Source organism: Neoluteolibacter marinus (assembly GCF_014904755.1).
GTDB classification, from domain to species: domain Bacteria; phylum Verrucomicrobiota; class Verrucomicrobiia; order Verrucomicrobiales; family Akkermansiaceae; genus Haloferula; species Haloferula marina.
The window spans coordinates 69,930-84,379 of sequence record NZ_JACZFQ010000076.1 but is presented as its reverse complement, the minus strand read 5'-3'; the positions used below and the strand labels follow the sequence as shown (position 1 = coordinate 84,379).

General features: G+C 65.8%; 12 protein-coding genes. 4 read left to right on the top strand and 8 right to left on the bottom strand.

Translation table 11 applies throughout. The features are described from left to right. The 7 genes from IG178_RS15170 to IG178_RS15140 form a co-directional block, all read right to left on the bottom strand. The coding region (locus IG178_RS15170; protein ID WP_193213414.1) for a UDP-N-acetylmuramoyl-tripeptide--D-alanyl-D-alanine ligase at positions 1-1,008 on the bottom strand (1,008 nt) is incomplete at its 3' end. Then, complete coding sequence (locus tag IG178_RS15165) at positions 1,005-2,501, bottom strand: UDP-N-acetylmuramoyl-L-alanyl-D-glutamate--2,6-diaminopimelate ligase (RefSeq protein ID WP_193213413.1); 1,497 nt, start codon at positions 2,499-2,501, stop codon at positions 1,005-1,007. The genes IG178_RS15165 and IG178_RS15170, both read right to left, overlap by 4 nt. Positions 2,502-2,503: 2 nt before the next feature. Beyond that, positions 2,504-4,441 carry a peptidoglycan D,D-transpeptidase FtsI family protein gene (locus tag IG178_RS15160; protein ID WP_193213412.1) on the bottom strand — a complete coding sequence of 646 codons (1,938 nt, stop codon included), beginning with the start codon at positions 4,439-4,441 and terminating at the stop codon, positions 2,504-2,506. Between the two features lie 3 nt (positions 4,442-4,444). Beyond that, complete coding sequence (locus IG178_RS15155) at positions 4,445-4,783, bottom strand: hypothetical protein (RefSeq protein WP_193213411.1); 339 nt, start codon at positions 4,781-4,783, stop codon at positions 4,445-4,447. Beyond that, positions 4,780-5,754, bottom strand: coding sequence for a 16S rRNA (cytosine(1402)-N(4))-methyltransferase RsmH (rsmH, locus tag IG178_RS25590; RefSeq protein ID WP_226895469.1), 975 nt, complete (start codon positions 5,752-5,754; stop codon positions 4,780-4,782). Before rsmH ends, IG178_RS15155 begins: the two co-directional genes overlap by 4 nt. Positions 5,755-6,424: 670 nt before the next feature. Beyond that, positions 6,425-6,877: an MraZ N-terminal domain-containing protein gene (locus IG178_RS15145; RefSeq protein WP_193213409.1), complete on the bottom strand. Its 453-nt coding sequence runs from the start codon at positions 6,875-6,877 to the stop codon at positions 6,425-6,427. A 299-nt stretch (positions 6,878-7,176) separates the two neighbouring features. After that, positions 7,177-7,983 carry a hypothetical protein gene (locus IG178_RS15140; protein WP_193213408.1) on the bottom strand — a complete coding sequence of 269 codons (807 nt, stop codon included), beginning with the start codon at positions 7,981-7,983 and terminating at the stop codon, positions 7,177-7,179. A gap of 49 nt (positions 7,984-8,032) precedes the next feature. Here IG178_RS15140 and IG178_RS15135 point away from each other — a divergent pair, with 49 nt between their 5' ends. Beyond that, entirely contained in the window at positions 8,033-8,329 is a 297-nt protein-coding gene (locus IG178_RS15135) for a hypothetical protein (RefSeq protein WP_193213407.1), read from the top strand. Between the two features lie 204 nt (positions 8,330-8,533). Then, positions 8,534-11,665: a beta strand repeat-containing protein gene (locus IG178_RS26035; RefSeq protein ID WP_193213406.1), complete on the top strand. Its 3,132-nt coding sequence runs from the start codon at positions 8,534-8,536 to the stop codon at positions 11,663-11,665. Between the two features lie 51 nt (positions 11,666-11,716). Here IG178_RS26035 and IG178_RS15125 read toward each other — a convergent pair whose 3' ends face one another. Continuing rightward, positions 11,717-12,106 (bottom strand): RNA-binding S4 domain-containing protein, encoded by a 390-nt coding sequence (locus tag IG178_RS15125; protein WP_193213405.1) that lies wholly within the window; start codon positions 12,104-12,106, stop codon positions 11,717-11,719. Positions 12,107-12,271: 165 nt separating this feature from the next. Here IG178_RS15125 and IG178_RS15120 point away from each other — a divergent pair, with 165 nt between their 5' ends. Further along, positions 12,272-12,817 carry a sigma-70 family RNA polymerase sigma factor gene (locus IG178_RS15120; protein ID WP_193213404.1) on the top strand — a complete coding sequence of 182 codons (546 nt, stop codon included), beginning with the start codon at positions 12,272-12,274 and terminating at the stop codon, positions 12,815-12,817. Further along, positions 12,814-14,355, top strand: coding sequence for a LamG-like jellyroll fold domain-containing protein (locus IG178_RS15115; RefSeq protein WP_193213403.1), 1,542 nt, complete (start codon positions 12,814-12,816; stop codon positions 14,353-14,355). Before IG178_RS15120 ends, IG178_RS15115 begins: the two co-directional genes overlap by 4 nt. Positions 14,356-14,450: the final 95 nt, after the last annotated feature.

Genomic DNA, 14,450 nt, shown 5'->3' with positions numbered 1-14,450 from the left:
GTTGTAAGTGTCGTCGAAAACCGTGACGCCGCCCGAGACGAAGCGGCGCAGGCGGCCGCTCGTCAGCACCGTGGCGGCAAGGCCGGCGGCGATCTTCTCGGGCGGGATGCCGAGGAACCAGCCCGCCCCCGCGGCGAGCAGGGCGTTGGTTGCCATGTGGCGGCCGGTGACCGGGAGGTCGACCTCGGCTTCCGGCTTGCCGTCGATCAGCAGGGTGAAGCGCGAGCCGGTGTCGTCCTGGTGGAAATTCTCCGCCCGGATGAAGCCCCTGCCATTGCCGACCGGGATGACCCGGGCCTTGGTACGACGCTTGAAGTATTCGAAGAAATCGCAGCCCGCGGGCAGGAACAGCGCGCCGTCTTCCGGCAGGCTGCGGGCGAGTGCCCCCTTTTCCTCCGCGATCGAATCCCGGCTCCCCATGTACTCGATGTGGGCGGTGCCGATGTTGGTGATGATGCCGAGGTTCGGCCGTGCGATCTCGCACAGCGGTGCGATCTCACCGGGATGGTTCATGCCCATCTCGAAGATCGCCGCGGTGTGGTCCGCCTCCATCGCCAGCACGCTGAGCGGCACGCCGATGTGGTTGTTGAGGTTCCCCCGCGTGGCGCAGACGTTGAAGTTCCGCCCCAGCACCGCCGCGGTGAAGTCCTTGGTGCTGGTCTTGCCGTTCGATCCGGTGATCCCGACCACCGGGATCTCGCGCTGGCGGCGATACCAGGCGGCAAAGCGCTGCAAGGCCGCCAGGCCGTCGGGCACCACGATCACCGCCGCGTCGCCGGATACGTCCCCGCTCCAACGTTCGACCACGACGATGGAAGCTCCCGCCGCGAAGGCTTGCGGCGCGAAATCGTTGGCATCGAAGCGCTCGCCGCGCAGGGCGAAGAAGACCGAGCCCTGCGGGATGGTCCGGGTATCGGTGGAAACCGCATCCGCCCGCACGCCACCGTCGCCGGCGGCTAGATCGCCGCCGATGTGATCGGCCAGGGTGCGTGCGTCGATGGAGTTCATCTGCGGTCGTGCTCGTCGGGGCGTGCCTCCAGGGCACGGCGCGCCTCGCGGCGGTCGTCGAAGTCGATCGTGCGGTCGGCGAACTGCTGATAGGTCTCGTGGCCCTTGCCGGCGATCAGGACGATGTCGTCCTTGCCCGCGGCGTGGACGGCGATGCGGATCGCCTCGGCGCGGTCGACCACCGACTTGAAGCGGGCTCCGCCCATGCCGGCTTCGATCGCCCGGATGATCGCCTCCGGATCTTCGCTGCGCGGATTGTCGGAGGTGATGATGCAGGCGTCGCTGTGATTGCCTGCCGCCTTCGCCATCAGCGGGCGCTTGCCCTTGTCGCGGTCGCCGCCGCATCCGAAGACGGTGATCAGGCGGCGGGGGTTCAGCTCTTTCAAGGTGCGGCAGGCATTCTCCAGAGCATCCGGCGTGTGGCCGTAGTCGACGAACACGCTGACACCGCCACGGGTGCCGCAATGTTCCATCCGGCCGGGCACCTGCGGGGCATCGGCCAGCGCGGCCACCGCCTCGCGGAGCGGGATCTTCACGGCGCTGGCCGCAGCCAGGGCGGCGAGAAGGTTGTAGACATTGAAGCGGCCGATCAAAGGCGCCCGCACCAGGAACGATTTGCCCTTCGCGGTGAGCTCGAACTCCATGCCGCGGGCACTCTGCTTGAAGTTGTTCGCGCGGAAATCGCAGTGGACGTTGAAGCCGTAGCGGATCACCGGCAGGCGGTCGCCGAGCAGGTCGACCAGCTTCTCGCCGTGGGCGTCGTCGAGATTGACCACGGCGACGGGCTTCTTGCCCATCGGATCGGCAGCAAGCGTCTCGAACCACGAGAACTTGGTCTCCGCGTAGGCGTCGAGGGTGCCGTGGTAGTCGAGGTGATCCTGGGTGAGATTGGTGAAGATCGCGGCATCGAAGGCGATGGCATCGACGCGCTTCTGGTCGATGCCGTGGGACGACACCTCCATCGCGGCACCGCGGCAGCCGTGGTCGACCATCCGCCCCAGCAGTTCATTGAGCTGGACCGGACCCGGGGTGGTGAAGGCGGCGGGCTTCGCTTCCTCGCCGTCGTCGACCAGCACCGTGCCGAGCAGGCCGGCGCGGTGCCAGACCCGCTTCATCAGGTGATGCAGCAGGTAGGCGGTGGTGGTCTTGCCGTTGGTGCCGGTGACGCCGGCGAGCTTGAGCTGCTTCGACGGGTCGCCCGCCAGCGCGGCGGCGAAGCGGGACAGGGCCCGGCGGACGTCGCTGACCTGTACGTAGGGAACCTCCGGCGGGTGGCCAGTTTCCGGCGCGGAGTCGGCGATGATGGCCGCCGCGCCCTGCTCCAGGGCCATCGGGATGAACTGGCGGCCGTCCTGGCTGCCACCGCGCACCGCGACAAAGGCGGAGCCCGGCCCGACCAGCCGCGAATCGGCGGTGACGGCTTTGATTTCGACGTCGAGCGGTCCCGCGATCAGCGGGCGGTCAAGGGAGGCGATGAGATCGCGTAGAGTCACGGTTATTGGTTTCCAGCAAGCTTGTCTTCGTCCACCGGTTCGGTGGGGGGAATATTCATGTGCCCCGCGAGGCGGGTTCCGATCTTCGAAAAGATGGGCGCGGCAATGGTCCCGCCGTAGAGGCTGATTCCCTCGGCGCGCGGATCATCGATCACCACCACGCAGACAAAAGCCGGATTTTCGGCGGGCAACATGCCGGCGAAAGAAACGGTATAGTGGCCGTCCTGGTAGCAGCCGTCCTTGATCCGCCGTGCAGTACCCGTCTTGCCCGCAACGCGGTAGCCGGGAACCGATGCCTGGACCGCGGTGCCCTTGACGTCGACCACCTTCTCCAGCGCCTTGCGCATCGACTTTGCCACTTCGGGCCGCAGGACGGTGTTCACCACCTCGGGCTCATAGCGCTCGACGACGGTGCCGTCGTTGGCGATCACCGATTTGACGATGTGGGGCTTGCGCAGCTTGCCATCGCCGGCGACGACACAGTAGGCCGAGGCGACCTGCAGCGGGGTGACCGCGAGTGCATAGCCAAAGGTGGCTCGGGAGAAGTCGACCGCGTTTTCCGTGTCCCGGACGATCCCCTTGCTTTCCCCGCTGAGCAGGATGCCGGTTTTGTGACCGTAGCCCCATTTCGAGAGATACTCGTAGAAGCGGGTCGTCCCGAGCTGCTGGCCGAGCTTGTAGGCCCCGATGTTGCTCGATTTCTGGAGCACGCCCTCGACGGTGAGATAGCCGTACGGCGCGTGGTCCTCCACCTCGACCTTGCCCTGCCGGTAGTAGCCATTATGGCAGAACACCGAGGTCTGCGGACCGACCAGGCGCTCATTGAGCGCGGCACCGGCGGCGACGATCTTGATCGTACTACCCGGTTCGTAGATGGCTTGCAGGGCGAAGTTCGCGGCGCCCGTGTCGAGATTCTCGAGCTGGTTGAGGTTGAAAGCCGGCCGGCTGACCATGCCGAGGATCTCGCCGGTCTTCGGATCCATCACGATGACGCAGCCGCGCTCGCTCTTGTATTCCTTGAGGCCGGCATCGAGCTCCTCCTCGATGATCGACTGCACGCCCATGTCGAGGGTGAGCTGGACGTTGAGCCCCGCGCGCGGCGGCATCAGGCTCGACGAGTCACCGGGAATGCGCGCGCCGTTCGGGGCGCGGCGATGCTCCTGCCAGCCGTCGCGGCCGGCGAGGAAGCCCTCGGTGGCCGCCTCCACGCCGAACTTGCCGGTCTGGACGAACAGCTTGTCACCCGCCTCATCGGTGATGACGGTCTCACCGGTGTAGCCGATGACGTGGGCAGCGAGGTCCGGGGAGGTGTACCAGCGCTTGAAGGACTCGCGCAGGAAGAAGCCCTCGAGCCAATGCTTGGAAATCAGCTCACGCACCCCCTCGGCGGCGTCGGCCGGCAGGTCTTTCGCCAGGGCGAATTCCCCGGTTCCGCGATCGATCGCCTTCTTGATCTTGCCGCGCATGTCCTCGCGCTTGAGGCCGAGCGGGCGGGCGAGGATGCTGACCGCCTGGGCGATCGCCTTTTCCACCATGGCTCCCGGCGGCATCTCCTCGAATTCCTTCAGGATCACGCTGCGTTCGGCGAGGATGCGGCGCTTGCGGGCGGACGAATCGAGTTCGTCCCAGCCGGGATCGGTGCTGACGCGCTCGTGGGCGAGCGGGTAGGAAATGACCAGCGGATCGGTGAGGTGCCGGACATTCACCCAGATGGTCCCCACCGGCATGCTCTTCGCCAGCACCTCCTCGTTGCGGTCGACGATCTTGCCGCGCAGGCCGGGCAGGACCTCGCGCCGCTCGAAGGTCAGCCGGGCCTTGTCGGCGTAGTGTTTCCGGTCCCACAGCTGGATCCGGATCAGCCGGACCGAAAGCAAACTGAGCCCGGTCACCAAAACCGAGCACAGCAAGAGGCAGCGGGACTGGAAAGCACGGGAGCTCATGACCTATTCGCGGACGGCGGCGACTTCGGGAGCCGGCCGCGGCGGCCCGACCACCACGATGTCGGCGGGGGTGATCGGCTCCAGCGTCGAGCCGGCGGCATAGAGGCGGTCCTTCATTTCAAAGCGGTCGAGCATCTTGTCCATGTTGACCTCGATCATGCGGATTTTCACGCGGGTCTGGTCGATCCGTGTCTCGGCCTGGTCGATCAGGCGCTCGGTCTTCACCTGGGAATTCTTGTAGACCGCGTGCATGACGCCTCCGGTCACCACCACCAGGGCGGCGAGGATCAGCGTGATGAAGACGGACGGGTGGGTCTTCGGCTCGTTGCGGCGGCGGTTCATCGGGGTGTGGTGGCAGGGTCCAGACACTCGGCGACCCGCAGTTTCGCACTGCGGGCCCGGGGATTGATTCGGATCTCTTGGTCGCTTGCGGCGATCGCCTTGCGGACGGGCAACCGGAAGCACCAATCGGGATTCGGCCTCGGTTCAGGCCAATCCTTGCGGTCAATGAAAGGTTTGGCGCGGTGCTGCATGAAGCGTTTCACCATGCGGTCCTCGAGGCTGTGGAAGGTGATGACGAGCAGTCGCCCCCCCGGTTTCAGCACCTCGACCGAGGCTTCCAGCGCACGCTCCAGCGAGCCGAGCTCGTCGTTCACCGCCATCCGGATCGCCTGGAAGGCCTTGGTGGCGGGATGGATCCGACCACTGCGGCCGACCATCCTCTCGATCAGGTCGGCGAGATCGGTGGTGGTGTCGAAGGCGCGCATCTCGCGGCGTTTGACGATCGCGGCGGCGATGCGGCGGGCGCGGGGCTCCTCGCCGAATTCGCGGAAGATCCGCACCAGTTCCGCTTCCGGCCAGGTGTTGACCACCTCCGCAGCATCGAAGGCGCAGGAAGGTCCCATCCGCATGTCGAGAGGACCAACGCCGCGGAACGAGAACCCCCGTTCCGCGGCGTCGAGTTGCCGGGACGAGACCCCGAGGTCCAAAAGCAAGCCATCGGCCCACCTTTCCCCCCGGACCTCGGGGATGTCCCGGAGATCGGCAAAGTTTCCCTGCCAGGTGCGGAAGCGGTCGCCGTAGGCGGCCAACCGCCGGGTCGCGTAGGCGAGTGCTTCGGGGTCGCGGTCGACCCCGAGCACCGACGCACCTGCTTTCAACAAAGATTCGCTGTGGCCACCGCCACCGAGCGTCCCATCGATGATCTGCATGCCCTCGCGCGCGTTCATCCACTCGCTCACCTCGTCGGGGAGCACGGAGAGATGATAGCCGGGCAGATCGTCCGGCGCGGCATGGGCGTGGAAAGTATCCAACGACCGCCGTCCTGCCAACCAGCCATGGAATGCAGGCCGGACGGTCGTCTTGGAGTGAACGGAGAGGCACGCTGTCCCGAGTGCGCCGGTCCGTTCGGATGGAAAATCTCCGGTGGCCCGCGCGGACAACCAGCCAGAAGCCGCGCGGGTCACAGGATTGAAAAGCGAAAGAGGCACTGTCCCGAGCAACCTCTTCCGCCCAGCCAGGAAAATCGACGGGCGCCGACCTGCCAACCAGCCATGGAATGCAGGTCGGACGCCCGTTTCGGAGTGGATGGAGCGGCACGCTGTCCCGAGTGCGCCGGTCCGTCCGGATGGAAAGTCGCCGGCAAGCCGCGCGGACAACCAGCCAGAAGCCGCGCGGATTACCGGTTCAAAAAGCGAAAAGGATACTGTCCCGAGTAATCCTTTCCGCCCAGCCAGGAAAGTCACCGACCGCCGTCCTGCCAACCAGCCATGGAATGCAGGGCGGACGGTCGTTGTTGAGTGAACGGAGAGGCACGCTGTCCCGAGTGCGCCGGTCCGTTCGGATGGGAAAATGAAGCCCAACCCCCGCAACCGTCCGGGCGCCGCGATGGGTGTCGCGGCGGCGGATTGTCCGGATACAGGGGTTGGATGGGCGAACAGCATGTTGTCGCTACTAGGTGTGGGTGGGTGAAATTGGTGTTGCTCAGACGACCCCGAGGTCGCCGTCGTCCATGCCGAACTCGAGCTCGGTGATCTTGTCGAAAGTGTCTTGCGGGCAGATCAGATAGTGGTTGTCGCGGCCGCCGAGGATGACCTGGCCTTCGGCCTTCAGCCCAACCTTCTCGCTCCAGTCCTTCGGGACGGTGAGTTTGCCCTGACTGCTGATGGTGGCCTTCTTCGACATCATCCGCAGGTGCCCGACGATCTGCTGCTTCTTGGCCGGCGTCAGGCTGCTCTCGGCAACCTGGACGAACTTCTTCTCAAACTCCTCTTCGGTGAAAACCTTGATCACCGGCAGGTCGTGCTCCTTCGAAAGCTGCAACCGCACCGGGGTCTCCTCCGTCTCCGGGCGCCAATCGACCGGGATGGAAACCCGATACTTCGGGTCCATCTTGTAGTCGAAATGACTCTCGTAAACTTTGGCGAGGGAAGACATGGGGAGCGGAAAGGCCGCTGAAGTGCCCCGAACTACACCAAAGTACACTCAGATCGTCAAATCAAATTCAGTTTTCCTTTAGTAAAATATTTATACGCTGATAACCAATGGGTTGCGATTTTTCAAACCGTCCGGATCGTGACTCAATGGACGGCTTTCAAACGTTTGCACGGCTGTTTTTTTGCAAAAATCGCCATTGAAAATCAGTCACTGAGGACAAGTGAGGCGAAATCCACCTCTCCGGTGTATTTTCAAGCCTCCCGGTGTGCTCCGGTGTACTCCCGGACCTTTCCGCCCCCTCAACGCAGCTCCAGCAGGAGCCTGGCCTTGCCCTCCGGATCCTTCGCCGCGTCGGGCTTCCAGCCCAAGGTGAATCCCTTGTAGAGCGCCTCTTCGCCGCGGTTCCAAAACTCGAAGGCCGCGTGATCCCCGGCTTCCAGCTCGATCCGGTGGCCCTTGTAACCGCTCAGGTCGATCCGGGCTTCCGTGATGCCCGGCCCGCTGTAAGCGGCGGTTTCGGCATCCAAGGGCGTCTGGGAGTCGAGCTTCAGCTTCTTCCCGTCGGTCCGCACCAGATCGATCCGGTCGCGCTTGGCCTTCTGCTCACGCTTCTCGTCGTCTTTTTCGTAGTAATAGACGTTCGGGACCTGCACCCGGATGACGAAGCGCGGGTTCTTGAGGGACCCTTTCTCAATCAACCTGCCTCCGGCGCGGATCTGGTCGCCGGCAAACTCAAGGGTGACCTCGAACTTCGCGTCACCGGCAACCGTGCCACGGTAGACCAGCTTTTCCGGATCGACCGAAGCGGGGGTGCTGGTTTCCCAGCCATCCTTGACGGCATACTTCGAGACGACCTTGCCGTTGGGCAGAACATCTTCGACCATCGGCTGCAAGCGGATCGAATACTTGGAGCTGACCAGCTGCTTCTTGTCCCCCATCGGGCGCAGATCCCCCTCGCCCTTGCTATTGACGGAGAAATGGAAGCTCCGTCGCTCGTAGCCGGCGTAGACCCCGAGCCACGGCTGCTTGCTGAGCAGCGGCAATTCATCGGCCAGGGCGCTGGACAGCATCGGTAGCAGGAAGACAAGCGAGGGGGAGATTTTCATGACAGACATCAGGAAAGACGCGAGAGCGCCGGTTTGCGAGTCGTTTTCAATGGATGCCGACGCAATCGCCCTCTCGGTCGCGGAACACGACGAGCCGCCAGCCTCCCTGAATCCCGCCCTGCGCGCGCTCTGGCTGGCGCGCAAGGGCCGCTGGGACGCGGCCCACGACCTCTGCCAAGACGTCCCCGGGAATGCGGGCGCCTGGATCCACGCCTGGCTCCACCGCGAGGAGGGAGATTACAGCAACGCCTGCTACTGGTACGCCCGCGCCCACAAACCGGCACCGGCGGCGGACGCCCCGCTGGAAGCCGAATGGTTCGAAATCACCCGCGCGCTGGCGGGGTGATCCCAACGGGAACGGGCCCGGGCCGGGTCGCGATGGAGCGCCCGTTTCTCCCTCAAACAGCTGTATTTACGTAATTGCTGCATTTTGCACCATCACGCAGTTTCCCGGACCCTAAGTGACATCTTGACGACCGGAAAAGCAGACGGATATAGGGTTTAGTGACTCGTGAAGATTTATTCTCGAGATCCGCAAAAACCCAAATCCATGAACCCGACCCAACCCAAGTATTCCATCGGCATTTCTGTTAGAACCGGTCTCGTCCGGCTGGCAATGCTCACGGCGATCGCGGCCGCCGATGCCGCGGAACAAACCCTCAATCCCCCGGGGACCACCGACATCACGGTTGGACCCGGCGACACGGTTTCGTTCGATTCCGGCAACACCAACAATCCCGTCCCCCTGGCCACGGTGAACACGGTGACGCCGGCCACCGGCTTCCTGCCCGGCTGGGGATTCACCTTCTGGGACTTCGTGAAATACGATGGCGCCAATGTCGTCGCCATCCCGGCCGGCGAAAAGGTGGTCGGAGCCGCCAACCTCGCCTCCGCCACCGCCGCATCGGACTACTACGACGGAATGGCCGCCACCACCCTGGCCACCGATCAGACGATCGGCCTGGTCGAAACCACCCGCGATTTCCTGATCAGCAACGGCTCCACGCTCAACATCGCCCTCGGCGGGCTGATGTACCACAACGCCAACCACTGGGTCAAAGTCGGCACTGGCTCCGGCTTCGTCACCTCGTCCTCGGGCCAGCTCGTGATCGTCACCAACGGCGGCGGCACCGACTACCAGCTCAACGGGATCGTCGCCAAGGACTTCGATGAATCAACCCCGCTGCGCCTGGTGAAGACCGGCGGCGACCACCTCGGGATCACCGCGGCCAACACCTACACCGGCGGCACCTGGGTCAACAACGGCCGCCTCCGCGCCACCAATGTTTCCGCCTACGGCGCCGCGGGCGGCACGGTGAAGGTCAGTGGCACCAACGCCCAGGCCTGCCTGGCGGCGACCGGCACCTTCAACTACAACTTCGAACTCGCCGGCCTCGGCTGGTCGGAGGGAGCATTGAAACGCGGTGCCATGCGCCTGGAGGCGAACGCCACCGTCAACGGCAACATCACCCTCACCGGGGCATCCCGCATCGCCATCAACACGGCCAACACCGGGACGCTGTCGGGCACCCTCTCCGGCAGCGATGCCCTCGAACTCGGGCTCACCGGCGACGGCACCGCCCGCAGCGGCACCCTCATCCTCAACGGCTCCGGCGCGGGCATGACCGGACCCGTGACCGTGACCACCGGCCGGCTCAACCTGAACAGTGACCTCGGCGGCAATGTCACGGTTTCGCAGGAAGCCAACCTCGGCGGCGAAGGCAGCATCGCGGGAAATCTCACCATGGGCGGTGCGATAGCTTCGGGCCTGATCGCCGACGGGAACACCCCCGCCGCCCTGGCGGTCGCCGGGCAAGTCGACCTCTCGGCCGGCACGACCAATATCAGCGTCAGCAACCTGCCCGCCTCCCCGGCCACGTCCTTCACCGCCTTCACCTACGGAACGCTGGTCGGCCCGGTCGGCAATCTGACCGCCACCGGCCTGCGCGGCGGGGTGGCCAGTGACGACGCCGTCAATTCGCGGGTCATTGTCAGCTATACCCCCGGCAACCTGACCTGGACCGGCGCCACCAACGCCAATTGGACACGCAACGCCGACCTCAACTTCGACGACGGCGGGGCCACCAGCTTCTTCAACGGCGACCAGGTCAGCTTCACCGAAGCGGCCGCCACCAAGACCGTGACCATGGTCGGCAGCCTCCTTCCGTCCGGCGTGAGCTTCGACCATAGCTCCGACTACACCCTCCTCGGAACCGGCGCCGGCATCGCCGGTCCGGCCGGGATCACCAAGAATGGCAGCGGCACCCTCAACCTCTACGGCGAGACCAGTACCTTCACTGGTCCCATCGCGGTCAATGCCGGTATCCTGAAATATGGCACCCACTACCAGGCCTTCGGCTTCTCGTCCGGGGTCACCATTGCCAACGGTGCCCAGGTCGACATCAACGGCAACTTCGCCAATAACACCGGTCGCCGCTACACCTACACCATCGCCGGCAGCGGCCCCGACGGCAACGGCGCCATCACCAACAGCAACGGCACCAGCCCCAACCAGGGAGCCGGCATCAACTCGCTCGTCCTCACCGCCGACGCCTCGGTGGGCGGCAACGCCGGCCGCTTCGACATCGGCGTGCCCGGATTCAACCCGACCATCACCGGCAACGGCCACACGCTGACCAAGGTCGGTGGCAGCTCCATCGGCTACCGCGCCGACGCCAGCGCCACCCCGATCGACTTCGTCGTCGCCGGCGGCTTGGCCTGGGCGGAAAACACCAACAATGCCTGGGGCGGCGCCACCGGCACCCTGCGGGTCAAGGCCGGCGCCAAGGGCGGCACCTACGGCGCGCTGACCATCGCCACCCCGGTCTTCCTCGAGGCCGGTGCCACCCTGCACAACCAGGGCGGCGGTGTCGGCACCTGGGACGGTGACGTGACGCTCGAGGGCGACGCCACCATCGAGGCCGGCACCGAGATCCAGATCTTCGGGGCGGTCACCGGGGCCTTCTCGCTGACCAAGACCGGCGGCGCCGTCGCCTATCTCGCCGATCCCCAGTACACCGGCAACACCACCGTCAGCGCCGGCACCCTGTCGCTCGGCTTCGAAACCCTGTCGGACAGCTCCACCGTCTCGATCTCCGGCACCGGGGTCCTCGACCTCATCCACGGGGCAACCGACGTGGTCGACATGCTGGTCATCGACGGCATCGGACTGCCCAGCGGGACCTACGGATCGTCGGCTTCCGGCGCCACCAATGTCGATGACGTTCACTTCACCGGCGACGGCATGCTCAGCGTGACCAGCGACGGCGACGCCTACCTGTCGTGGGAAGGTGCCAACGGCATCGCCGGTGCAGGTGCCGATGCCGATTCGGACCTCGACGGCATTGAAAACGGCATCGAGTTCGTCATCGGCGGCGATCCCTCCGGTCCGGGCTCGGATTCGAACGGGTTGCTGGTTCCCGCCACCACCGACGCCACTTACCTGAACTTCGTGTTCCGCCGGACCGACGAATCGGCACCTTACGGCCCGTACGTCCAGTACGGTTCCGACCTCAGCGGTTGGACCACCGCGGTCCCCGGCGAGCCGGTCCTGAACCCGGTGATCATCGACGAGGTCAACGACGACTTCGGGGCCGGCGTCGATCGCGTGACCGTGCGCATTCCCCGGGCCCTGGCCACGGGCGACAAGATCTTCGCCCGCCTGCGGATCGACATCCCCTGAACCCCCGGCATTCCCCACGGCCGTCTCCCGCTTCCGGGGGGCGGCCGCTTTTCATTCGAAGAATCCGCGCTCCTGCTCCATGCGGCGGCGGTTGCGCTTGGTCGGCCGGCCCTGCTCACCCTCCAGCCGGTGCGAACGGTTCTCCTGCCAGACCCGCCGCGACTCGATCACGTCGGCCGGCGTGATGTCCTCACAGGCCAGCCGTGCCTCCGGTGCGCCGACCCGTTTGTCGAGCAGGCCGATCACCCGCACCACCCGGGTTCCGGGGCCTTCGGCGAAGGGCAGCTCCAGGAGTTCACCGCCGCGAACCTCCGACGAGGCCTTCAGGATCCGCTCCCCGGCCTTCACGCGACCACTTTCACACGCCTTCGCCGCCAGCCCGCGGGTTTTGAATAGCCGCACCGCCCACAGCCACTTGTCGACCCGCACCGCGGCGCTCATTTCGCTGACTCCGACGATTTCATCCGCGCCAGGCTAGCAAGCGCGACCCCTTCATCGAGCCGGAATCCCGTCACCCCCGGTCCGGCACCGGAACCGGAATTTCATGTTTTTTCCGATCACGAGGTTAAGATCCCGGCAGTCCTTGTCGTACCTCCTGCGACCCGCATGCCCGAACCGTCGTCCAGACCCGATGCCTTCGCGGACTTCGTCAGCTTGCTGACGATGCACCAGGCCGACCTGTGGGCTTTCCTCATCTCCCTGATGCCCGGCCATCCGGATGTCGGCGACGTCCTCCAGCAAACCAACATCGTGCTCTGGAAAAAGCAGTCGCAGTTCCGCCCCGGCAGCGACTTCCGCGCCTGGGCCTTCAAGGTCGCGCGCTACGAAATGCTTCATCACCTGCGCTCGCGGCGGCGCGACGACTGGGTCCCGATGAACGAACAACTGGCCGATACCATCGCCCAGGAAATGCCCGACCGGCTTGCCGCCCGCCAGCCGCGCCTCGCCGCCCTGGAAGGCTGCCTGGCCAAGCTCCGGCCCCAGGACCGCAAGCTCCTGGAGCACCGCTACCAGAAAGGCAACAACCTCGAATCGTTCTCCCGTGCCAGCGGCCGCAGCGTTTCCGCCCTTTCGGTCACCCTGTTCCGCTTGCGGACCGCGCTGCGCAAATGCGTCGCCAACCAGCTCCAACCGAACGAAGGCACCCCATGAGCGGCGACGAGATGGAGCGCGAGATCCAGCTCTTGATCGACGGCGATCTCCCGCCGGAGCGGGTCGCCGCGCTCTACCGAACCCTCGGCGACGACCCCGCCGCCCGGGAGCTTTACTACGACTGCGTCGCCCTCCACCAGGCGCTCGGCTACCGGCTTTCGCGCGGCTCCGGTTCGCGCACCCAGAGCACGGCCGTCGAGGCAGGATTACACCGCCAGCGCCGGCGCAGCGTCCAGCTCTCGCTGGTCACCGCCGCCGCCGCGGTGCTGGTGGCCGCCTTCATCCTGCGCGCCGTCATGACCGAGACGCCGGCCGCCCTGGCCCACTTGAACGAGGCACCCGGCACGATTTACACGCTCGACGCCCGCGGCGACGAACCCGCCGATCGTGCCCGGCTCGACGAAGACACCATCGTCACCCTGACCCAAGGCACCCTCGAGGTGTCGCTGGCGACCGGATCGCGGGCCATGATCCAGGCGCCCGCCCGCTTCAGCCTGGCGTCGCCGCAGGACCTCCGCCTTGACCACGGCTCGGCCTTCTTCCACATCGTCCCCGCCGACCACGGCTTCACCGTGACCACCCGCGCCTTCAAGGTCACCGATCTCGGCACTGAATTCGGCATCCACGCCGGCAACGACGCCAACCACGAAGTCCACGTTCTCAAGGGCAAGGTCAGCGTGACCACCTTCGGCGGCAAGACGATGAGCGAGGAGCTCGAGGCCGGCCAGGCCCGCGATGCCAACGCTGTTGGACAGCTGCAGCTGATCCCGCCCGATCCCGCGGCGTTCCTGACCGAGCTGCCGCCCGCCCTGCCCGAGCTTCACTTCGGTTTCGAGCCGGCCCCGGGCAGCGCCATCCCGGTGTCCGGCACCCTGCCGAAGGCCGCCAGGATCAAGGCCAGCTACCGCAACGGCACCGGGAACGTCACTCCGCCGACCCTGGTGCCGGGCAAGGTCGGCTCGGCGCTGTCCTTGAAAGGCGACGGCGATTTCGTCGAGACCGACTGGCAGGGCATCGACGGCGATCTGCCCCGCTCGGTGAGCTTCTGGACCAAGGTCGCTCCCGGCACCCCGTTCACCCACATGCCGGCCGTCGCCAACTGGGGGGAACCAAGAGGCGCCTTCACCAAGTGGAAGGTCATGCTCGCCCAGGAAACGCCCGACCAGCCGGTGGTGGCGCGCATCTCCCTCGGCGTCGTCTCGTACGATGGCGCCACCCACCTCGACGACGGCCAGTGGCATCACTTCGTCGCGGTCTTCTCCGGCGCGGAGGGACTGGAGGAAAACTTCGCCATTTACATCGACGGCCGCCGCGAACCGCTCAAGCGGCGCCAGTTCGCCCCCATCGATGCACCGGACGAAAAGGATCGGCCCGACACCGTCACCGTGAGCAACGCGTCGCGGCCCCTGCTGATCGGGCTGAGCGTGGACCCGCGGCCGGGAAGTTTTCCGGGCCTGATCGACGAGCTGCGGATCCATGCCGGAGCCTTGTCGGAGCAAGCCGTCCAGCGGCTCTACGCGGACGGGCAAGGCCAGTAAAGGCAGCCACCGCCGAAAAAAGTTCGCGGTCGGGCGTTAAGATTCGCGGCGCGCAGCGGGTGATTCAGCACCGGACAACCGGTAATCACCGAATT

Excerpts from the sequence above, each read along its gene's own strand:
- IG178_RS15160 (WP_193213412.1), bottom strand. The coding sequence starts at position 4,441 with ATGAGCTCCCGTGCTTTCCAGTCCCGCTGCCTCTTGCTGTGCTCGGTT.
- IG178_RS15155 (WP_193213411.1), bottom strand. The coding sequence starts at position 4,783 with ATGAACCGCCGCCGCAACGAGCCGAAGACCCACCCGTCCGTCTTCATC.
- IG178_RS15145 (WP_193213409.1), bottom strand. The coding sequence starts at position 6,877 with ATGTCTTCCCTCGCCAAAGTTTACGAGAGTCATTTCGACTACAAGATG.
- IG178_RS15140 (WP_193213408.1), bottom strand. The coding sequence starts at position 7,983 with ATGAAAATCTCCCCCTCGCTTGTCTTCCTGCTACCGATGCTGTCCAGC.
- IG178_RS15135 (WP_193213407.1), top strand. The coding sequence starts at position 8,033 with ATGGATGCCGACGCAATCGCCCTCTCGGTCGCGGAACACGACGAGCCG.
- IG178_RS26035 (WP_193213406.1), top strand. The coding sequence starts at position 8,534 with ATGAACCCGACCCAACCCAAGTATTCCATCGGCATTTCTGTTAGAACC.
- IG178_RS15125 (WP_193213405.1), bottom strand. The coding sequence starts at position 12,106 with ATGAGCGCCGCGGTGCGGGTCGACAAGTGGCTGTGGGCGGTGCGGCTA.
- IG178_RS15120 (WP_193213404.1), top strand. The coding sequence starts at position 12,272 with ATGCCCGAACCGTCGTCCAGACCCGATGCCTTCGCGGACTTCGTCAGC.
- IG178_RS15115 (WP_193213403.1), top strand. The coding sequence starts at position 12,814 with ATGAGCGGCGACGAGATGGAGCGCGAGATCCAGCTCTTGATCGACGGC.